The organism is Streptococcus sp. 121 (genome assembly GCF_016458205.1).
GTDB lineage: Bacteria > Bacillota > Bacilli > Lactobacillales > Streptococcaceae > Streptococcus.
Genome location: NZ_JAEMED010000003.1, coordinates 42,846 through 62,407, shown reverse-complemented (window position 1 = coordinate 62,407; position 19,562 = coordinate 42,846). Strand labels below are relative to the sequence as shown.

The window sequence follows — 19,562 nt, the reverse complement described above, 5'->3', positions numbered from 1 at the left end:
AATTTTCGAATAAAGAAATGAGAGATGAACGTCAACGCTGACTTTTTCTTGACATTTTTAGGGGTTAGGTCTATTCTATTAGTAAAGTTTTCTATTTAATATAAGGAGGAATTTATGAAAAAGAAACCTGTATTTTTATCCGTCTTATTGGGGATATCAACCCTGGGATTACTGTCGAATATTTATGGTTTTATTCAACGACCAAATGTTATCAAAACTTGGACTGAATTTAGGAATGATGAAACGATTGTCCAACAACTGGGTGGGGTTGAAACGATCAATCTTCAAATCGCCACCTTTGAATGGGCTGGTAGTCCCTTAGCACTTGCTATGACTGCAGTGGTAACTGTTCTTTTTGGACTATCTGCTTTTTTCCTATTTTTCAAAAAGGATGTTGTGAAATCAACTTATACCTATCTAGCAATGCGATTGGCAGTATTTATAAGTGGTGTGGTCTCAATTATGGTTTCGAATCAGATGGCTCGGTCATTCTTGAAGAACAAAGACCAATTGGTAGGTGTTTTAAATGCAAATAAGTTTTTTGCGATCTTCACTGTTGTCATTTTCCTTCTTCTTTCTACCATTGCCTACTTTGGTTTGCGCCGCTACCAAAAGGCTTTGGAAGCAGAAGATTTTGATGGTGAGGTACTCTAATGCAAGAGTTGACCTTTGTTTATATTAGTCTCAGTGGCAATACAGAAAGTTTCGTCTCGCGTCTTCAAACCTACTTGCTGATTCAAAATCCTGGTTTGACGATTAACTTGATTGACATTAAGGCCTTGGTGAAGGAAGAGCAAGAGTTTTTCCTATTGAACAAGCCCTATGTGACCTTCATCCCAACCTATCTTGAAGGAGGAAATGGAATTGACAATGGGGATGTTGAAATTCTGACAACAGATGTCCGTGATTTCATGGCGTATGGCGAAAACTCCTTCTATTGTTTAGGACTTGTCGGTAGCGGCAATCGCAACTTCAATCATCAGTATTGCCTGACGGCCCAACAATATAGTCAACAATTTTCTATTCCTGTTTTGGATACGTTTGAAATGCGGGGGATGCAAAATGATGTAGAACGTATTGCCCATAAAATTTTGGAAGCCTATGCGGCTATTTATGAATAAAAGCGTATCGTCCCGATCTTGACCTGATACTCGAAACAGTTCGAAATCTGAAATGAATTTTAATCCAGGAATTGGATTAAAATTTATAGGTCATGAAGCAAGCATCGCTTGTAATCAATCCGATGAAGATAGTTCAACAGGTCTGGGAGACCTGTTGAATATTATCGCTAAAGCGTGCAAGGCACGCAATCAAGGGGTTTAGCGAAGAGGATTAACACATTCAGATTTTGAAATGTAATGAGTATGAAAATTACAAGACTATATTAGTGATGTAGTAGGGGCGAAAGAATCCAGTCGATATATTTCTAGAAAAAATAAAAAAAGAAGCCATACTCTTCTGTTCCCTCAGAACAAATGAGTAGGGCTTCTTTTTAACGCATGGTGACAAATTCTTCCGAAGCAGTTGGGTGGATGGCTACGGTAGCATCAAAGTCAGCTTTAGTAGCTCCCATCTTGATGGCTACAGAAAAGCCTTGAATCATCTCATCAACCCCATGACCGATACCGTGAAGGCCGATGACTTTTTCGTCTTTCCCTTGAGTTACCAGCATGAGCTTTACTGGTTGGCGATGCTGCGTCACAGCCGTGTACATGGAGGCGAAGCTGGATGTATAAGTTTTAATCTGATCGGCTCCAAATTCTTGGATTGCAGCTTTTTCTGTATATCCAACTGTACCAATTGCAGGGTGGGAAAAGATAACGGTTGGAATGTTGCTGTAATCCATCTTGGCCTGAGTTTGGCCATTGAAGAGGCGTTCAGCAAGAGTACGCCCAGCTTTGATAGCGACCGGAGTTAATTCTTTCTCGCCTGTCACATCCCCGAGGGCATAGATACCAGTCGTAGTTGTGTTTTGGAAAGCGTCTACCTTGATGAAACCTCTATCTGTTAAGTCAACACCAGCGGCCTCTAGGTTTAAATCGTGGGTGTTGGGGTGACGACCAATCGCCCAAAGTACAGTTTGACTTGTATGGTTACTGCCATCTTGGAATTGAAGGCGAATACCTTCACTAACCTGTTCAGCTTGGGAAACAACTTTATGTGTATGTAGTTGAATACCGTCAGCCTTCATTTCCTGCAAGAGTCCATCTAAGATATAGTCATCAAGGTAGCGAAGAGGAGCATCTTTCCGAACAAAAAGATCGACTTTTACCCCCAGGCTATTGAGCAACCCTGCCATCTCAACAGCGATGTAACCTGCTCCGATAATAGCAATGGATTCTGGTAGTTCCTCCCAAGCGAAGACATCGTCTGAGACAATCCCGAGATCCTTGCCAGGAATGTCCGGTATGCTAGGCTTGGCTCCTGTGGCGATGACAATATGTTTAGCACGAATAAGTTCACCATTAACCTCAATAGTATTCGCATCTACAAAACGGGCGTAACCTTCAATGACTTCGACCCCGTTTCGTTCAAACTGTCCCCCATAGGAATTGCGGGAACGCTCCACATAGGCCTCCCGGTTTTTCCGTAGGGTTGCAAAATCAAATGTGACTTCGGGATTCTTAAATCCATAATCTGCGCCGTATTTAGAGTAGACATCGGCTACGGATGCCCCATACCACATAATTTTTTTGGGAACACAACCAAGATTCACACAAGTTCCTCCTAGTAGATTTCCTTCAATAACAGCTGCCTTGGCTCCATGCATGGCTGCACGATTCATAGTGGCAATACCACCGGATCCTCCTCCGATTGAGAGAATATCAAATTCTTTTACCATTTTATCACTCCTTTTAGTTCTGCTTTTATTATATTACTTTTTAAATGGCTTAGCAGAAATTTGCTACGCAAAAAGAGATGGTTTAACCACACCCTTGCTTAGGTGTAAAAAATAATTATAACTCTGCAATTTGAGTGATATCTACTTCTGCCAACGTATCGTTTCCAAACATGGTAATCATCATTTTGACTTTGTTGTTATCAATTTCTGTGATCTTACCAGTGTAGTCAGTGAAGGCCCCATCGATAATTCGTACGGTATCCCCTTCCTTGAAGTCCAGATTCAAGTCTTCAACTGTTTGTCCCATGGATACCAAGATAGCACGAATTTCCTCTTCCAAGAGCGGTGTTGGTTTGGAGCGGTTCCCGTGAGAACCCACGAAACCAGTAACGTTGGGTGTGTTCCGGACAACAAACCAAGCCTCATCGGTCATAACCATTTCAACCAGGACATAACCAGGGAAGCGGTTTTCTTCCACTTCTTTCTTTTTCCCATTCTTCTCAACTTGAACTGTCTGAGTTGGAATCTCAACGCGAAGAATATTTTCTAACATATTGTAAGTCTGTGCACGCTGGAGAAGGTTCTCCTTGACCTTATTTTCATAGCCAGAGTAGGTCTGTAGGACAAACCAGCCTTTATCAAAACTATCTAACATGGACATTCCTTTCCTATATAAAAAAGCCCGAAGGCTTGGCGTATTTCTTACACATTATAACACAAAAAAGTGGAGATATGGGGAGATTGGAAAAAAGAAGTCCAATCGTTTTAATCTGAAAATTGTGATATACTAAACAAATATAAGGAGGCTTTATGAAACGAATCTTCTATTTAATCTTGGGCTCGCTAAGCCTTCTGATAGGGACTCTAGGAATCTTTTTACCCATTTTACCAACAACGCCTTTTTTACTGCTAGCTAGTTTTTGTTTTGCCAAATCATCACAGAGGCTCAATGAGAAGCTGAAGAGAAGCAAGATATACCGCTATTATGCTTTGGACTATGCTACTAGTCGCTCCATTCCAAGGAGAAGAAAAAAAGCCATTATTATTCAAATCTATCTTTTGATGGGCTTGTCCCTCTATTTTGCGCCTATTATTTGGGTTAAAGGAGCCTTGGGCTGTTTGACAGTCTTTATTACCTACTATCTTTTCTGGGTGATTCCGGATAAGGAGTAGTTGTTTAGCTTGTATATTGCGTAGAAATAGGCTGTAGAATCGTTGATGAGAAGTTTTTCACACTTATTACATTTCAAAATCTGAATGTGTTAATCTTCTTTGCCGAACCCCTTGATTGCGTGCCTTGCACGCTTTAGCGATAATATTCAACAGGTCTCCCAGACCTGTTGAACTATCTTCATCGGATTGATTACAAGTGATGCTTGCTTCATGACCTATAAATTTTAATTCAATTCCTGGATTAAAATTCATTTCAGATTTCGAACTATTTCGAGTATCAACTGCTAGAGTCTTTTAGTACAAGGCAGCGAGTCGTAGACAGGTCAAAATCTTGAGGGAGATTTTGAGGTTGCTGATAAAACTTTCGAAGAAAGTTTCAAATAAGTACGGCAAGACGAGCTAACACAGTAATAAAAGATAAACTAAAAGAGTATATCAGCTGCTAGTAGGCGAGGTAGCGGACAGAGTAGAGTACAAGACAAGAGGCTGGAACAACTGTTCCAGCCTCTTGTTTGGTTTTCTATTGGAAGAAGTCCAAGAGAAGATTAAAGACCCTTGATACAGCCTGGTCAAATAGAAAAATGACGAGGATGAAAAAGGCAGAATATTGTAGGACAGACCAGAAGTCAGTCCAGCGTTGTTTTCGATTGGGCCAAGTGGTATCCCGCAAGACCCGAAAGGTATCGAGGACAAATCTCATTGATATCTCCTAACGTGTTTCTTTATGAATGGTGTATTTGCTGCAATGCTTGCAGAATTTATTAACTTCGAGCCGTGTTGGTTTGGGGTTGCTGCTAAGCTTGATGGAATAATTCCGTGAGCCACAAACCGTGCAGGCTAAACTTGCTTTTTTTAGTGCCATGATGCCTCCAATAGTCCTATTATAGCAAGATTTGAAACTCTTGCCAAGTTTTATAGAGGGAAAAATCGGGTCAGGGCCGAGGCCTGTGAAACCCGATTTTCTCATCTTTATTGGAAAAGCCCAGTGAAGCTATCCCAGAGGTTTTTAGCTTTTTCTGGTAGTTGTGCGCTGTTAAGGGCTTCCTTGGCTTGATCAACCATGGTTTGAGCTTGACTTTGCACATCGTTGAGGAAGTCATTGAGGGTGCCGTTGTTAGTCGTTTCTTCTTGTCCATAGATATTGACAGGAGCGATGCCATTTGCGGCGTAGGCGTTCTCCGCTGAGAAGGTGCTACCTTCGGTGTAAGGGAGAACGCTGGCGGCTACGCTTTGGAAAATGGTAGCGGCTTCGGTTGATGACGTTCCAGTTAGGTAATGTTCCTGATCCGTTTCAGGGAAACCGACCCACTGGCTGATAACCACGTCTGGGGTGTAACCGATGACCCACTGGTCGCTGGAGACGTCAGGGTTGAAGTCGGTCTCCATGGTTCCGGTTTTTCCGGCCATGGTGTAGCCATATGGTGCAGCGTAGATACCGGTTCCGTTGGTAAAGGTTCCCTGCATCATTTGGGTCATCTTGCTAGCATCGGAACTGGACATAACCCGTGTAGAAGTGGACTTATGGGTCTTAATGATTTGACCACTAGCGTTTTCAATCTTGGTGATCAAATGGGCATCACGCATGACCCCATCATTTGCGAAGGCCCCATAGGCCTGAGCCATTTGTAAGGGATTGGTTTCAAAACCGCTTCCCAAGGCCATACCGAGAGTAGGGGTATCGCTGGCTAATTTGAGGCCGAATTTCTTGGCGCTTTCGACGCCTTTGTCAACACCCAGTTCGTCCAAGGTTGCGACGGCTGGGATATTGAGAGAGTCGGCTAAGGCTTCGTACATGGGAACTGTAGGGGCGGTGGTCATACCGGCATAGTTATCGATACTGTAGTCCCCGTAAGTTTTTTTGCTGTTGTTTAGCTGGGTGTTGATGGACCAACCAGCAGCGAGGGCTGGTGTGTAAGAGACAATGGGTTTGATGGTCGATCCGGGGCTACGCTTGGATTGAGTGGCGTAGTTAAAGCTCCGGAATTCAGGGTTTTCATCGGAATTGATACGGCCAACCAAGCCTCGAACGCCACCGGTTTGTGGATCTAGGGCTACACTTCCAGATTGAGCGTAGCTGCCGTCGGCTGCCTGCGGGAAGAGGCTTTCGTTGTCGAAAATCAGCTGCATATTGGCCTGGTAGTTCTGATCTAACTCGGTGTAAATGCGGTAGCCGTTGTTGACAATGTCCTCTTCTGAAAGGCCGTAGATTTTCTCGGCTTCCGCAATAACGGCGTCAAAGTAGGAGGGGTAACGATAGTCATTGGCCTTGCCCTGGTAGGTGTCCCTTAACTGAGAAGCCATATCGACAGCCGCCGCTTGGTCAGCTTCTTCCTGGCTGATGTAGCCAGCGTTCACCATGTTCATCAGCACCGTGTCTCGCCGGTTGGTCGCATTCTCCAAGGAAGAGAGCGGATTATAGAGCTCTGGTCCCTTGAGCATACCCGCCAGGGTTGCCGCCTGATCTAGGGTTAGCTCGCTAGCCGTGACGCCAAAGTATTTCTGACTGGCATCCTCGATTCCCCAAATCCCATTTCCGTAGTAGGTGTTGTTGAGGTACATGGTTAAGATTTCTTCTTTAGAATAGGTTTTTGTTAATTCTAAAGCTAAGAAGAACTCTTTCGCCTTCCGTTGGATAGTCTGGTCTTGCGACAAATAGGCATTTTTGGCCAACTGTTGGGTAATGGTAGAGCCACCACCGCTGCGACCTGCCGTTACGATGGCTAAAGCGAAGCGCCCGTAGTTGATCCCACTGTTTTCGTAGAAGGAGCGATCCTCCGTCGCTATCACGGCGTTCTGCAAATTGGGATTGATAGCTGTTAACTCAACATAGGTTCCCTTCCGTCCGGTCAGGCTCCCAGCCTCGTCGTCATTGCGGTCGTAGATAATGGTTGTGGCCTTAAGGGCATTTTGTAAGTCCTCGACATTGGAAGACTTAGCCAAGTAGAAGAGCCAACCACCGATAACCAAGCTAAAAGACAGAACCAGGATTAAGAGAATTTTGGTCAGATGGTAACGGCGCCAGAAGCGGCGAAAACCAGGCCAGAAGCCGCGTTTTTTCTTATTTGCGGAGCGACTACTCTCACTGGAGTCTTGCTCTGGAGACGAGGCTTCTGAAGAAAGCTCGTCTTGGTTTTCTAACAGTTCTTCTTCGTTTTCGGATGCCTTAAAGAGCTGTAAGAACTGCTCAAAGGCGTTTTTTAGTCTATTCATAGGGCTATTGTATCAATTTCTCTACAAGGGAACAAGAAAATGCCTTGGTTCTAGGCTTGTTTTCAGTTTTTCTTAAGCTTTCTTTCTGTTACAATGAAGAGTATGAAAATTAACATCACAATCCCTGCTGCCTGGACAGGGCTCACCATTAAACAGGTGCTAGAAGAGAAACTACTGATACCCCGGAAAATCCGCCATTTTCTAAGGATGGAAAAGGCATTGACCTTAGATGGCCAGGCCGTCCACTGGCAAATACCAGTGGAGAAGGGACAAGTCTTGGACTTGGATTTTAAGGAGAACTGGTACGAGGATCGCCAGGTTCAGCCGGGGCAGGCGGATCAGATTAAGGTTCTCTATGAGGATGAGCATCTGATTGTCGTTCAAAAGCCTGAAGGAATGAAGACGCACGCCAATCAGCCTGGTGAAATTGCCTGTCTCAATCATGTGGTTGCCCATACGGGCCAAACCTGCTATGTGGTTCACAGGCTAGACCAGGAGACCAGCGGCCTGTTACTTTTTGCCAAGAACCCTGTGATCCTGCCGTTATTGAATCGGCTTTTGGAGAATCGGAAAATCAAACGGGAATATTGGGCCTTGGTCGAAGGGACATTTGCTCGGAAGGAGCAGGTATACCGAGATATGATTGGACGGGATCGACATGACCGACGCAAGCGGCGAGTTGATTCTAAAAAGGGGCAGCGGGCCCAGACGACGATACGGGTTTTGAAGTCAAATGGAGATCGGACCTTGGTGGCTTGTCAGCTGGCAACAGGACGAACACACCAGATTCGGGTGCACTTGTCTCACCATGGACACCCGCTTGTGGGAGATCCTTTGTATCACCCTCATCCAGAAGGGCGACTCCTGCTTCACGCGCATCGCTTAAGCTTCGTTCATCCTTTGACACAGGAGTCTCTGGTTCTGCAAGCTACATCGCCCAGTTTTGAAGCAGGTATAACGTTTGCATTAAACCGTTAATTTTTGTGACCTTTCTTGCTTTTTTTTTAATAAAAGAGTAAGATAAGGGAGATAAAAAATTGGAGGAAGCAGGAATATGGCACATATTCAATTCGATTATTCAAAAGTGCTAGGTAAATTTGTAGCTCCACATGAAGTGGACTACATGCAAGCACAAGTTTCAGCAGCTGACGAATTACTACGTAAGGGAACAGGGGCTGGAAGCGACTTTACAGGCTGGTTAGACCTTCCTGAAAACTACGACAAGGAAGAATTTGCACGTATCCTTGAAGCAGCTGAGAAAATCAAATCAGATAGCGAAGTATTGGTTGTTATCGGAATTGGTGGTTCTTACCTTGGTGCCAAGGCAGCGATTGATTTCTTGAACAATCACTTTGTGAACTTGCAAAGCAAGGAAGAGCGTAAAGCTCCACAAATTCTCTATGCTGGAAACTCCATTTCTTCTACTTATTTGGCGGATTTGGTTGAGTACGTGGAAGACAAGGATTTCTCTGTGAATGTGATTTCTAAATCTGGAACCACAACAGAACCAGCGATTGCTTTCCGTGTCTTTAAAGAACTCTTGATTAAGAAATATGGGCAAGAAGAAGCGAACCGTCGGATTTACGCAACAACTGACCGTGAAAAAGGAGCGGTGAAAGTAGAAGCAGATGCGAACAACTGGCAAACATTTGTCGTACCAGATGATGTTGGGGGTCGTTTCTCAGTATTGACAGCTGTAGGACTTCTTCCAATTGCTGCGTCTGGAGCGGACATTCAAGCGCTTATGGATGGAGCCAATGCTGCTCGTAAAGATTATGCTTCAGCAGATTTGAAAGAAAACCAAGCTTACCAATATGCGGCAGTTCGGAATATTCTTTACCGCAAAGGATATGCGACAGAAATCTTGGTGAACTATGAGCCATCTCTTCAATACTTCAGCGAGTGGTGGAAACAATTAGCTGGGGAGTCAGAAGGAAAAGACCAAAAAGGAATTTACCCAACATCTGCGAACTTCTCTACTGACCTGCACTCTCTTGGTCAATTTATCCAAGAAGGGGCGCGTATTATGTTTGAAACCGTCGTTCGTGTTGACAAACCACGTAAGAACGTGATTATTCCTGAATTTGAAGAGGATCTAGATGGTCTTGGTTACATCCAAGGGAAAGATGTTGACTTTGTGAATAAGAAAGCGACGGATGGCGTTCTTTTGGCTCACACAGATGGGGATGTTCCAAATATGTTCGTAACTCTACCAGAACAAGATGCATTCACTCTAGGTTATGTCATCTACTTCTTCGAATTGGCGATTGCGATTTCTGGCTACCTCAATGGTATCAATCCATTTGACCAACCAGGTGTTGAAGCTTACAAGAAAAACATGTTTGCCCTTCTTGGGAAACCTGGATTTGAAGAATTATCTGCAGAGCTCAATGCTCGCCTATAATAAAACGAAAAGGTTGGAATTTCCAGCCTTTTTCTCTTAAATGTACACTTGTTTCTTATATGCAACACAATAGAAAAAGATTTGAAAAAGTTATACTGGACAAACTTCAAAATCGGAATACTCGAAAAATTTCAAAAAAATGACTAGGAAAGCCGATGATGGTTGAACTGAAGTTCACCGAAGAGGCTTGACAACGTCAGATTTTGAAATTTAATGAGTATTAAAAAATTTTCCAGCTTTTCTTTTGGAAAGCTTAATCGGGAAAGAGTGAAATCTTGAGATGGTTTCTTTTTTAAGGCATCTCTAAAAAAGAAACTCTTGAAAAGTTTACTGTTAATTTTTCAAGGGTTTCTACGACCTGATTTGATGCAAAATTGGAGTTTTCCCATAAATAGATTTCCAAACAATTGGCCCCATGAAGGGTGTTGCGGAAGCGGGACAGTTTGGCTGTGGCTGTTTCATTTTGCTATACTAATCTTGTGAATGTCTTTCACAACATTCTTGAGCCATGGAGAAATTGGTATTTGTTGATGACGTTAGAATGTCCTCGCTTCTTATTTCTAGGCTCGGGTTCAAACAGTCTCTCCCCAGACGGTTTGATAATCCTTTCTATTATTTCCAGATTAAGAGCCCAGCTGGGTTCTTTTTTTCTTTCTCCATCTTAACGGAAAGATAGACTTATGGTATAGTAAAGATGAGGAGGTGAAAGGATGAAAAATCAAAAGCAAAGGATTATCCAAGGAACACTTTATGGAATTTTATCGGGTATTGTCTGGGGGTTGTGTGGAATTATTGGTCAATACTTTTTTTCCCATTACACAGTGGAAACGGGTTGGATTACCTCCATGCGTCTTTTGATTGGCGGACTCGTCTTATTGATTTTGGCTTATGTCCAAGATCCAGCAGGTCTCTGGAGTATTTGGCAAGACCCGAAAAAGTTGCCTCGTTTTTTTGCCTATACGATTTTGGGGCTCTTTTCAGTTCAGTACTTCTTTTACCTCTGTATTCAACATTCGAATGCGGCTACAGCTACAATTTTACAGTTTACAGCACCCGTCTTTATTTTGCTATACACAGCCCTGTGGAAAAAGCATCCAGTTTCTGGAAAATCCATTCTCTATGTGGTGTTGACCATGATTGGAGTGGCCTTGCTAGTGAGTGAGGGGGATCTGAGTCAACTCTCTATTAGTCCCAAGGCTTTGGTAGCGGGACTCTTGAGTGCTGTGGGAATTCTTTTTAATACAACCTTGCCAACCTATTTTATGAATCGCTTTGGCTCCCTTTATACCTTGGGGTGGGGTCTCTTGGTAGCAGGCGCCTTTTCCAACTTTCTCTATCCTGTTTGGCAGGTGACCTTCCAGGTGGACGCAATCAGCCTTTCTATTTCGGCGATCATTGCTCTCTTTGGGACTGCCTTGTCTTTCTGGATTCTCTTGCAGGCTCTGAAGCTGGTTTCGCCTTTGGTTATTTCGGTCGTCGGAGCCAGTGAGCCTTTGGCCTCCATCTTACTGAGCTTGGCATTTTTAGGCTTGGAGCCCCATTGGTCTCTCTTTGTGGCCTCTATGTTGATTCTTCCCTCCATGGTTTTGCTTTCCATCGAAGAGGAGAAGGTTTGATTTTGTGAAAAGAGAAGAGGCGGCGACGCGCAGTCTCACTTGGGAGTATAAAATGGATTGTGCACAGTTAATGGACAAGGTAGCAGCGGCTTCCTATCGGATAATCACCACCCTCCTACAGGAGGGTGGACCTTTGTCTCTGGGAGAGCTTCAGGCTCGAACGGGTTTATCCCGAAAAACTTTTTTGAAATATTTAGAGGAATTAAATGAGCTCCTAGACCGAGAAAGTCTAGGAGCTCATCTGAGCCTAGAAGGGGACCTTTTGCGCTTACAGGCGGGGCGAGATTTTCGTTTGCCGGCTGTGACAGGGATTTTGTTACGGCGCTCTCTGCGTTTTCGAATCTTGGAAGCTGTTTGGTCCCAGCAGGTTTTCAGTATTCAGACGCTAGCCGCTCGTTTTCAAATCAGTGAAGCAACCTTGAACCGCCAGCTGCTAGGCCTCAACCAGTTATTGGAGGAATTTGGATTGGCCATTCAAAATGGCCGTTTGCGAGGGAGTGAAGTGCAGGTGCGGTACTTGGCCTTTGAACTCCTGCGAGGAATGACCCAAGCAGAGGATTTTGCTAGAATCCAGCAACAGGCAGACTATCAGCAGTTTCAAGCTGTGGTTGAGTCGGTGATTCAGAAGGATCCGGGACTGGACTTGGCGATTTGGTGGTCTTTGTCTCAGCTACGCCAGCGCTTTCAGCAGAAATTGTCAGCAGAGTTGCGGTTGTATCAGGAACACCCAACCTTTCAGCAGTTAACAAGCCGTTTGGCAAGCTTGGATTGGGATTCGTCTGAGCTGAGCCTTTTGTTTGCCTTTCTATTGGGACAGGGTCTCTTGTCTAGTCGGGAGATGGAGAAATTCTTGGCTTTTGGGGGTCCGATTCAGGATAAGGTGACAGAATTACTCCAGGCTCTGAAAGAATTAGGGGTGTCTCCTCAAGGACCAGGCCCTGTTTTAGATGACTTGGGCCGCTTGGCTAGTCAGGTCTATTTCTTTGAAGGAGGACTTGTCCCTTGGGAAGTAGAGGGAGCTTTACGCTCTTATACCCGACTCTATCCTCAATCCTGGATTACAGTAGATGTGTCTCGTTCTCTGGCTTTGCGTTTAGTGGACGATGGGGATAGTCGCCTCTTAGCTTTTGAATGGGATTTTGTTCAGATTTTGGATTATCTGGGAGACTTGAAACAACCCATTAAGCGACTGGCGGTGGATTCTTACCGGTCACCTTTGGTCTTGGCGCGGATGGTTCGGACCCTCAAACAGTACCTGCAACACAACCGTTTAATTGAAGTGGAAACCTATCAAGCAGGGATGGAGTATAGTCTGGTTGTTACGGATGCCGCTTGGCGGACTTATCCTACCCAGCCCCTCTATGTCCTCCAAGGAGATTTGTTAGGCTATGACCTGGAAGTCATTCGTGAACTTCTTCAAACTGATAGGATTTTGTGAAAACATCACAAAATCCTATCAGTTTTTTTTATAAAAGCAAAAAAGTTGATAGGATGCGAATGAAAGCGTTTGATATACTAAAGTCATACTAAAACCTTAGGAGGTCGATCATGACTGAAACATATATTATGGCCATTGACCAGGGGACGACGAGTTCGCGGGCGATTCTTTTCAATAAAAAGGGAGAGAAGGTTGCCAGCAGTCAGAAGGAGTTTACGCAGATTTTCCCAGAGGCTGGCTGGGTAGAGCACAATGCCAATGAAATCTGGACCTCTGTTCAGTCTGTCATTGCGGGTGCCTTTATTGAGAGTGGTGTTAAACCAAGTCAGGTGGCGGCAATCGGGATTACCAATCAGCGGGAAACCACGGTGGTCTGGGATAAGAAAACAGGGCTACCAATCTACAATGCGATTGTATGGCAATCTCGTCAAACAGCGCCTTTGGCAGAACAGTTGAAGCAGGATGGCTATACAGAGCTCTTCCATAAGAAAACGGGTTTGGTGATTGACGCGTACTTCTCAGCAACCAAGGTGCGTTGGATTTTGGACCAGGTTCCAGGAGCTCAAGAACGAGCTGAAAAAGGTGAGTTGCTCTTTGGAACGATTGACACCTGGTTGGTTTGGAAATTGACTGACGGGGCTTCTCATGTGACAGACTATTCCAATGCGGCTCGGACCATGCTTTACAATATCGAGACCTTGGAGTGGGATGATGAGATCCTTGAAATCTTGAATATTCCAAAGGCTATGTTGCCGGAGGTTCGCTCCAACTCTGAGATTTATGGCAAAACAGCTCCTTTCCATTTCTATGGAGGAGAAGTGCCGATTTCTGGTATGGCTGGGGACCAACAAGCAGCCCTCTTTGGTCAATTAGCCTTTGAACCAGGAATGGTGAAAAATACCTATGGAACTGGTTCCTTCATCATCATGAATACCGGTGAGAAGATGCAGTTGTCTCAAAACAATCTCTTGACGACTATTGCCTATGGTATTAATGGTAAGGTGTACTATGCCCTTGAAGGTTCGATCTTTATTGCCGGTTCAGCGATTCAATGGTTACGGGATGGTTTGCGGATGATTGAAGCCTCTCCAGAATCAGAGAGCCTAGCCCTTGCTTCTCAAAGTAACGATGAAGTCTATGTGGTACCTGCCTTTACCGGTTTGGGAGCTCCTTATTGGGATCAAAATGCCCGTGGATCCGTCTTTGGCTTGACACGTGGCACTAGCAAGGAAGACTTTATTAAGGCGACCCTTCAGTCCATTGCTTACCAGGTTCGAGATATCATCGACACCATGCAAGTGGATGCAGAAACGGCTATTCACCTCCTCAAGGTTGATGGCGGGGCAGCCATGAATAATTTCTTGATGCAATTCCAAGCGGATATCTTGGGCATTGATATTGCACGTGCCAAGAACCTTGAAACAACAGCCTTGGGAGCAGCCTTCTTGGCTGGATTGGCTGTCGGTTATTGGCAAGACTTGGACGAGTTAAAAACCTTAAACGAAACAGGACAGCTCTTCGAGCCATCTATGAACGAAGCGCGTAAGGAACAACTCTACAAGGGTTGGAAAAAAGCTGTCAAAGCGACGCGCGTCTTTGCGGACGATAGTGAGGCTTAAGTGTCAGAAGCTCCCTGAATAAAAGGTTCAGTGGACCTTTTATTCAGGCTTCAAATTTAGTAATCAACGAACTTGGACTTGAGAGTGGGACAGAACGATTTTAATTGTAAAAATCGTTCGTAGTCCCACCTCCGCACAGTTGATTAGGTTGTTTTCGGAAGTCAAAGAGTCAGGAATTGACTCTTTGAGCTTTTGGATGAGAGAACATGAAATGTTCTCTCAATAAAAGAGAACGAAAAAACCAATCAACCACTGCGTCAAAGTGATTTTACTAACTAAATTAGGAAGTTTGAGACTTTTGTCTCAATCTCTAGATAGGAATAGGTATTGACCATGGAATTTTCAAAACGTACCCGAACACGGGCATTGGAAAAAATGCAAGAGCAAACACTGGATTTGTTGATCATTGGTGGAGGAATAACTGGAGCTGGGTTAGCTTTACAAGCGGCCGCATCTGGTTTGGACACTGGTTTGATTGAGATGCAAGACTTTGCGGAGGGGACCTCCAGTCGCTCTACTAAATTGGTTCACGGAGGTCTCCGCTACCTCAAACAATTTGATGTGGAGGTTGTGTCAGATACGGTGAGCGAGCGGGCGGTAGTGCAACGCATTGCCCCACATATTCCTAAGCCGGATCCAATGTTGCTTCCAGTTTATGATGAACCAGGAGCTACCTTCAATCTTTTCCGTTTGAAAGTGGCTATGGATTTGTATGACCTTTTGGCTGGGGTCAATGGTTCTTCCGTTGCCAACCAAGTTCTCAGTCGGGAACAAGTGTTGGAGCGGGAACCTGACCTGCGGAAAGAAGGATTGGTAGGTGGCGGTGTCTACCTCGATTTCCGTAATAATGATGCCCGCTTGGTGATTGAAAATCTAAAACGGGCCAATCAAGATGGGGCTTATCTAGCCAATCATGTCAAAGCAGAAGGCTTCCTCTTTGAAGGAGATCAGATTGTCGGAGTTCAGGCGCGTGATTTATTGACAGATGAAACCTTAGAAATTCGGGCTCGTCTGGTGATTAACACAACCGGACCTTGGTCTGACCAAGTTCGTAACCTCAGCAATCCTGAGCAAGCCTTTAGTTTGATGCGTCCAACCAAGGGGGTTCACTTGGTGGTGGATTCTAGTCGTCTCAAGGTTAGTCAGCCGGTTTATTTTGACTCCGGTTTGGCAGATGGTCGGATGATTTTTGTTCTTCCGCGTGAAAATAAAACTTATTTTGGAACAACGGATACCGACTACCAAGGGGATTTGGCTCATCCTCGTGTGGAAAAAGAGGATGTGGATTACCTCTTGCAGATTGTTAACCATCGTTTCCCAGAGGCTCACTTGACCGTTGCGGATATTGAAAGCGGTTGGGCTGGTCTGCGGCCATTGATTGCGGGCAATAATGCTTCTGATTACAATGGTGGCGATAATGGTTCCCTTAGCGACGATAGCTTTGAACAGTTGATTGGAGCCGTTCAAGCTTATCTTGCCAAAGAAAAAACAAGGGAAGACGTGGAGCATGTTCTTAGCAAAATGGAATCCTCTACATCTGAGAAAAGTTTGGATCCGTCTGCTGTATCGCGCGGTTCCAGTTTGGAGCGCGATCCAAATGGTCTCCTAACCTTGGCGGGTGGTAAGATTACGGACTACCGCAAAATGGCAGAGGGAGCGATGGAGTTAATCCTGCAAATTCTGGCGGAGGAATTCCAACGGTCCTTCACCTTGGTGCATTCTAAGACCTATCCGGTCTCTGGTGGGGAACTCAATCCACATAATGTCGAAGCGGAATTGGAAGTCTTTGTGCAATTGGGTGTGGCGCGTGGTTTGGACAAGGATGAGGCTAAGTATTTGGCCAACTTGTATGGTTCAAATGCACCGAAAGTTTATGCCTTGGCCCAATCGGTTCAAGCTGCTCCAGGTTTGAGTTTGGCGGATACACTATCCCTCCACTATGCGATGCAAAATGAGTTGACCTTGAGTCCCGTAGACTTCTTGCTTCGCCGCACCAATTACATGCTCTTCAAGCGAGAGCAAGTGGACGGTATCAAGGATGCTGTCGTTGAAGAAATGGCTCGTTACTATGAATGGAGCCCAGAAGAAAAGGCTGCTTACCAAGAAGAGTTGGCAGTCAGCCTTGCAGAAAATGATTTAGCCTCATTGAAGGCATAAGGAGAATACACAATATGTCGAACGAATTTTTAGGAGAATTTCTAGGAACGGCCCTGCTCATTCTTTTAGGGAATGGGGTGGTAGCAGGGGTTGTGCTTCCTAAAACCAAGAACCATGATGCGGGTTGGATTGTTATTACAGCCGGTTGGGGTCTGGCAGTTGCGATTGCGGCTTTTGCGGTGAGTAGTCTGTCCCCAGCCCACCTCAATCCAGCTGTTTCTCTAGCCATGGCTCTCAATGGCTCACTACCATGGGCATCCTTTGGAACTTATGTCCTTGCCCAGTTCCTTGGTGCTATGTTTGGTCAAATTCTGGTTTGGCTCATGTATAAGCCCCATTACGATGCAGCAGAGGATCCAGCAGCTATCTTGGGAACCTTTGCGACTGGTCCAGCTCTTCGAGACAATGTTTCCAACTTGATTTCTGAAATCTTGGGGACCTTTGTTCTTGTCTTGACACTCTTGGCCATGGGAACAGCGAACATCGCAGCTGGCGTGTCAACCTTGTCTGTTGCAGCCCTCATTATTGGTGTTGGTCTGTCCCTTGGAGGAACAACCGGTTACGCCATTAATCCAGCTCGAGATTTGGGCCCACGTTTGGTTCACTCCATCCTCCCAATCTCCCACAAGGGTGACGGCGATTGGTCCTATGCTTGGATTCCAGTGGTTGGGCCTTTCCTAGGTGCGATTTTAGCCGTCCTTGTTTACGGACTTTATTAAGAACCACGGCGGTTGGCTTAGCCAACCGCTATTTTGTGTTATGATAGGAATATGAAAAAAATCTTACGAAAAAAGGGGCTAGAGGCTCTGAAACAACTGTCTCCAGAAAGAAAAAGGCTTGCCGATCAGCGGTTAATGGGCAAGTTGCTAGCTTCACCGGCCTATCAGCAGGCGGAAGTGGTGGCCACCTACCTGTCCCTCAGCCATGAGGTCGATACGCAAGCCCTGTTGAAACAAGCGCACTTGGATGGCAAACGTCTGCTAGTTCCCAAGGTTTTAGGCCCAGGTCACATGGTCTTTGTGGATTATGAGGCTAGTTCCTTGAGAGCAGGTGTCTATGGAATTTTAGAGCCGACGAACCTTCCTGATCCAGACCTTAAGCTAATGGATATTGATGTACTTCATGTACCCGGTCTTGTCTTTCGGAAAGATGGCTATCGAATCGGTTACGGGGGAGGTTTTTATGACCGTATCTTGGCCGATTTCCCTGGTTGGACCGTGTCTACGGTCTACGGCCAACAATTAGCCGACTTCACCCCTGAAAACCATGATCAAGCTGTAAAGGAGCTTCTTATCGATGATGTCTCAATTGAAATATAGTCCTGTTACCTGTGTTTTTGTAGCCCTTAACTGCCTCGTCTTTCTGCTCATGTATATCGTGTCTGGTGGTGCGGTAGAGGATGCTCGCTTGTTGATTCAGTTTGGGGCTCTTTATCCCCCTTTGATCCACTGGGATTTAGGCCAATCCTATCGTCTTCTTTCAGCGATTTTTGTGCATATTGGTTTTATGCACTTTTTCTCCAACACCTTAACCATCTATTTCCTTGGTCAGCAAATCGAAAGACTTTATGGATCCGTCCGCTTTTTCTTCATGTACCTTTTGGCAGGGCTGATGGGGAATCTGTTCTGTCTCGTCTTTAGTCCAGAGGTGATTGTAGCGGGGGCTTCAACCTCTATCTATGGTCTCTTTACCATTTTGGTAGTCCTTCGTTGGCTTCCAAATCCCTATCTTCAACATTTAGGCCAATCCTATCTCCCTCTCTTAGTCATGAACCTGGTCTTTAGTTTGGCACCCGGCGTCAGTCTTGCAGGACACTTGGGAGGTCTTGTGGGAGGAGCTTGTTTGGCCCTATCGCTCCCCCTACATCCCTATGGGCTCGTTCATGGTCGTAGAGGCCAACTGCTAGGCCTAGGTGTCTACGTTGGCTTGTTTTTAATCACCTTGGCTACAGTTTTGTAGAGATTTATAGTCTTTTAGTTTGCTTTTAGTACAAGGCAGCGAGTCGTAGACAGTACTGAAGTACGGCAAGGCGAGCTAACACAGTAATAAAAGATAAACTAAAAGAGTATAACATTTAAAGAGGCTGGACAACGCTTAAATTTTCAAAGAGTTTAACCGACAAAAACCACAGCTGGCTCTCACAAGATGACTTGTTGGAACCTAGCTGTGGTTTTTGATTTTGTTCTGTGGCTTTATTTTAATTTTTTATGAGGGCGGTCTGCTTTTTCTAACACTTTTCCAAGGTCAATGATGTATTGTTTAAGGTCATCTTTGACTTGTGGGTGACGGAGGGCATACTCGATAGAAGTTTTCATGTAGCCATATTTATCGCCGACGTCGTAACGTTTCCCTTTGAATTCACGGGCAAAAACACGTTGGGTTTTATTGAGGGTATCGATAGCGTCCGTTAGTTGGATTTCATTCCCTGCACCTGGCGCTTGGGTTTCCAAGATATTGAAAATTTCTGGGGTCAAGAGGTAGCGCCCGATGATCGCCAAGTCACTAGGAGCATCTTGAGGAGCTGGTTTTTCCACAAAGGTTTCCACGGAGTAAAGTCCGTTTGTACCTTTTCCTTGAGGGGCGATCACTCCGTATGCGGAGACCTCCTCGTGTGGGACTTGCATAACAGCAATAGTAGATGCGTGCGTTTTGTCATAGTCATCCATCAATTGGCGTGTGAGAGGTACCTTGTCTTCCATGAGGTCGTCTCCCAACATAACCACAAAAGGCTCGTTCCCTACGAAGGCCTTGGCTTGCAAAACCGCATCTCCGAGTCCACGCGGATGGCTTTGACGGATGAAGTGTAGGCGGATACCAGTTGTCTCGTCGACAAGCTTGAGGAGCTCATCTTTTCCTTTTTCTTTTAGGTTATATTCCAATTCAAAGTTTGAATCGAAGTGGTCTTCAATGGAGCGTTTGGCCTTACCGGTGACAACCAAGATTTCTTCAATACCGGATTGAAGGGCTTCTTCAACGATAAATTGGATGGTTGGTTTATCAACAATGGGCAACATTTCTTTGGCAAGGGCCTTGGTCGCTGGTAAGAAGCGAGTACCGAGTCCAGCTGCAGGGATAACGGCTTTTCTGACTTTTTTATTCATGT

General features: G+C 45.0%; 19 protein-coding genes. 12 read left to right on the top strand and 7 right to left on the bottom strand.

The genetic code is table 11. The features are described from left to right. The first annotated feature begins 114 nt into the window (after positions 1 to 114). Together JEQ21_RS01040 and nrdI are read left to right on the top strand one after the other, a co-directional pair. A complete protein-coding gene (locus JEQ21_RS01040; RefSeq protein WP_199363599.1) occupies positions 115 to 654 on the top strand; it encodes a hypothetical protein in 540 nt (179 codons plus the stop codon). Beyond that, entirely contained in the window at positions 654 to 1,121 is a 468-nt protein-coding gene (gene nrdI, locus JEQ21_RS01035; protein WP_196091279.1) for a class Ib ribonucleoside-diphosphate reductase assembly flavoprotein NrdI, read from the top strand. Before JEQ21_RS01040 ends, nrdI begins: the two co-directional genes overlap by 1 nt. Before the next feature lie 371 nt (positions 1,122 to 1,492). Here nrdI and gorA read toward each other — a convergent pair whose 3' ends face one another. Together gorA and nusG are read right to left on the bottom strand one after the other, a co-directional pair. Then, on the bottom strand, positions 1,493 to 2,842 hold the full coding sequence (gorA, locus tag JEQ21_RS01030; protein ID WP_199363598.1) for a glutathione-disulfide reductase: 1,350 nt from the start codon (positions 2,840 to 2,842) through the stop codon (positions 1,493 to 1,495). A 115-nt stretch (positions 2,843 to 2,957) separates the two neighbouring features. Further along, positions 2,958 to 3,497, bottom strand: a complete 540-nt coding sequence (gene nusG / locus JEQ21_RS01025; protein ID WP_160332851.1) for a transcription termination/antitermination protein NusG — start codon at positions 3,495 to 3,497, stop codon at positions 2,958 to 2,960. Positions 3,498 to 3,652: 155 nt separating this feature from the next. Here nusG and JEQ21_RS01020 point away from each other — a divergent pair, with 155 nt between their 5' ends. Further along, positions 3,653 to 4,015: a YbaN family protein gene (locus JEQ21_RS01020; RefSeq protein WP_196966858.1), complete on the top strand. Its 363-nt coding sequence runs from the start codon at positions 3,653 to 3,655 to the stop codon at positions 4,013 to 4,015. A 66-nt stretch (positions 4,016 to 4,081) separates the two neighbouring features. Here the strand turns inward: JEQ21_RS01020 and JEQ21_RS01015 are convergent, their stop codons facing one another. From JEQ21_RS01015 to pbp2a, 4 genes are all read right to left on the bottom strand, one after another. Then, a complete protein-coding gene (locus JEQ21_RS01015; RefSeq protein WP_199363597.1) occupies positions 4,082 to 4,267 on the bottom strand; it encodes a hypothetical protein in 186 nt (61 codons plus the stop codon). A gap of 268 nt (positions 4,268 to 4,535) precedes the next feature. Further along, on the bottom strand, positions 4,536 to 4,715 hold the full coding sequence (gene secE, locus JEQ21_RS01010; RefSeq protein WP_196091276.1) for a preprotein translocase subunit SecE: 180 nt from the start codon (positions 4,713 to 4,715) through the stop codon (positions 4,536 to 4,538). A 9-nt stretch (positions 4,716 to 4,724) separates the two neighbouring features. Continuing rightward, positions 4,725 to 4,877, bottom strand: a complete 153-nt coding sequence (rpmG, locus tag JEQ21_RS01005) for a 50S ribosomal protein L33 (RefSeq protein WP_196091275.1) — start codon at positions 4,875 to 4,877, stop codon at positions 4,725 to 4,727. Between the two features lie 107 nt (positions 4,878 to 4,984). Next, on the bottom strand, positions 4,985 to 7,225 hold the full coding sequence (gene pbp2a, locus JEQ21_RS01000) for a penicillin-binding protein PBP2A (RefSeq protein WP_199363596.1): 2,241 nt from the start codon (positions 7,223 to 7,225) through the stop codon (positions 4,985 to 4,987). Positions 7,226 to 7,327: 102 nt separating this feature from the next. On the opposite strand from pbp2a, the gene JEQ21_RS00995 reads away from it, so the two are divergent. The 9 genes from JEQ21_RS00995 (at position 7,328) to JEQ21_RS00955 (ending at position 18,418) form a co-directional block, all read left to right on the top strand. Further along, complete coding sequence (locus JEQ21_RS00995; protein ID WP_199363595.1) at positions 7,328 to 8,203, top strand: RluA family pseudouridine synthase; 876 nt, start codon at positions 7,328 to 7,330, stop codon at positions 8,201 to 8,203. Positions 8,204 to 8,279: 76 nt separating this feature from the next. Beyond that, complete coding sequence (locus tag JEQ21_RS00990; protein WP_196091272.1) at positions 8,280 to 9,629, top strand: glucose-6-phosphate isomerase; 1,350 nt, start codon at positions 8,280 to 8,282, stop codon at positions 9,627 to 9,629. Between the two features lie 710 nt (positions 9,630 to 10,339). Then, positions 10,340 to 11,245, top strand: coding sequence for a DMT family transporter (locus JEQ21_RS00985; RefSeq protein WP_199363594.1), 906 nt, complete (start codon positions 10,340 to 10,342; stop codon positions 11,243 to 11,245). 4 nt (positions 11,246 to 11,249) lie between these two features. Next, on the top strand, positions 11,250 to 12,683 hold the full coding sequence (locus tag JEQ21_RS00980) for a helix-turn-helix domain-containing protein (protein ID WP_199363593.1): 1,434 nt from the start codon (positions 11,250 to 11,252) through the stop codon (positions 12,681 to 12,683). A gap of 107 nt (positions 12,684 to 12,790) precedes the next feature. Further along, a complete protein-coding gene (gene glpK / locus JEQ21_RS00975) occupies positions 12,791 to 14,302 on the top strand; it encodes a glycerol kinase GlpK (protein ID WP_196091283.1) in 1,512 nt (503 codons plus the stop codon). A 333-nt stretch (positions 14,303 to 14,635) separates the two neighbouring features. Further along, positions 14,636 to 16,459 (top strand): type 1 glycerol-3-phosphate oxidase, encoded by a 1,824-nt coding sequence (glpO, locus tag JEQ21_RS00970; RefSeq protein ID WP_199363592.1) that lies wholly within the window; start codon positions 14,636 to 14,638, stop codon positions 16,457 to 16,459. 14 nt (positions 16,460 to 16,473) lie between these two features. Further along, positions 16,474 to 17,178 (top strand): MIP/aquaporin family protein, encoded by a 705-nt coding sequence (locus JEQ21_RS00965; protein ID WP_196091268.1) that lies wholly within the window; start codon positions 16,474 to 16,476, stop codon positions 17,176 to 17,178. Positions 17,179 to 17,229: 51 nt separating this feature from the next. Beyond that, a complete protein-coding gene (locus JEQ21_RS00960) occupies positions 17,230 to 17,778 on the top strand; it encodes a 5-formyltetrahydrofolate cyclo-ligase (RefSeq protein WP_196091267.1) in 549 nt (182 codons plus the stop codon). Further along, positions 17,759 to 18,418 (top strand): rhomboid family intramembrane serine protease, encoded by a 660-nt coding sequence (locus JEQ21_RS00955; RefSeq protein ID WP_199363591.1) that lies wholly within the window; start codon positions 17,759 to 17,761, stop codon positions 18,416 to 18,418. Before JEQ21_RS00960 ends, JEQ21_RS00955 begins: the two co-directional genes overlap by 20 nt. A 233-nt stretch (positions 18,419 to 18,651) precedes the next feature. Here JEQ21_RS00955 and galU read toward each other — a convergent pair whose 3' ends face one another. Continuing rightward, positions 18,652 to 19,560, bottom strand: a complete 909-nt coding sequence (galU, locus tag JEQ21_RS00950) for a UTP--glucose-1-phosphate uridylyltransferase GalU (protein ID WP_196091266.1) — start codon at positions 19,558 to 19,560, stop codon at positions 18,652 to 18,654. Positions 19,561 to 19,562 lie beyond the last annotated feature (2 nt).

Bases quoted from the DNA above. Each gene is read 5' to 3' on its own strand.
- JEQ21_RS01040 (WP_199363599.1), top strand. From the start codon at position 115: ATGAAAAAGAAACCTGTATTTTTATCCGTCTTATTGGGGATATCAACC.
- nrdI (WP_196091279.1), top strand. From the start codon at position 654: ATGCAAGAGTTGACCTTTGTTTATATTAGTCTCAGTGGCAATACAGAA.
- gorA (WP_199363598.1), bottom strand. From the start codon at position 2,842: ATGGTAAAAGAATTTGATATTCTCTCAATCGGAGGAGGATCCGGTGGT.
- nusG (WP_160332851.1), bottom strand. From the start codon at position 3,497: ATGTTAGATAGTTTTGATAAAGGCTGGTTTGTCCTACAGACCTACTCT.
- JEQ21_RS01020 (WP_196966858.1), top strand. From the start codon at position 3,653: ATGAAACGAATCTTCTATTTAATCTTGGGCTCGCTAAGCCTTCTGATA.
- JEQ21_RS01015 (WP_199363597.1), bottom strand. From the start codon at position 4,267: ATGAATTTTAATCCAGGAATTGAATTAAAATTTATAGGTCATGAAGCA.
- secE (WP_196091276.1), bottom strand. From the start codon at position 4,715: ATGAGATTTGTCCTCGATACCTTTCGGGTCTTGCGGGATACCACTTGG.
- rpmG (WP_196091275.1), bottom strand. From the start codon at position 4,877: ATGGCACTAAAAAAAGCAAGTTTAGCCTGCACGGTTTGTGGCTCACGG.
- pbp2a (WP_199363596.1), bottom strand. From the start codon at position 7,225: ATGAATAGACTAAAAAACGCCTTTGAGCAGTTCTTACAGCTCTTTAAG.
- JEQ21_RS00995 (WP_199363595.1), top strand. From the start codon at position 7,328: ATGAAAATTAACATCACAATCCCTGCTGCCTGGACAGGGCTCACCATT.
- JEQ21_RS00990 (WP_196091272.1), top strand. From the start codon at position 8,280: ATGGCACATATTCAATTCGATTATTCAAAAGTGCTAGGTAAATTTGTA.
- JEQ21_RS00985 (WP_199363594.1), top strand. From the start codon at position 10,340: ATGAAAAATCAAAAGCAAAGGATTATCCAAGGAACACTTTATGGAATT.
- glpO (WP_199363592.1), top strand. From the start codon at position 14,636: ATGGAATTTTCAAAACGTACCCGAACACGGGCATTGGAAAAAATGCAA.
- JEQ21_RS00965 (WP_196091268.1), top strand. From the start codon at position 16,474: ATGTCGAACGAATTTTTAGGAGAATTTCTAGGAACGGCCCTGCTCATT.
- JEQ21_RS00960 (WP_196091267.1), top strand. From the start codon at position 17,230: ATGAAAAAAATCTTACGAAAAAAGGGGCTAGAGGCTCTGAAACAACTG.
- JEQ21_RS00955 (WP_199363591.1), top strand. From the start codon at position 17,759: ATGTCTCAATTGAAATATAGTCCTGTTACCTGTGTTTTTGTAGCCCTT.
- galU (WP_196091266.1), bottom strand. From the start codon at position 19,560: ATGAATAAAAAAGTCAGAAAAGCCGTTATCCCTGCAGCTGGACTCGGT.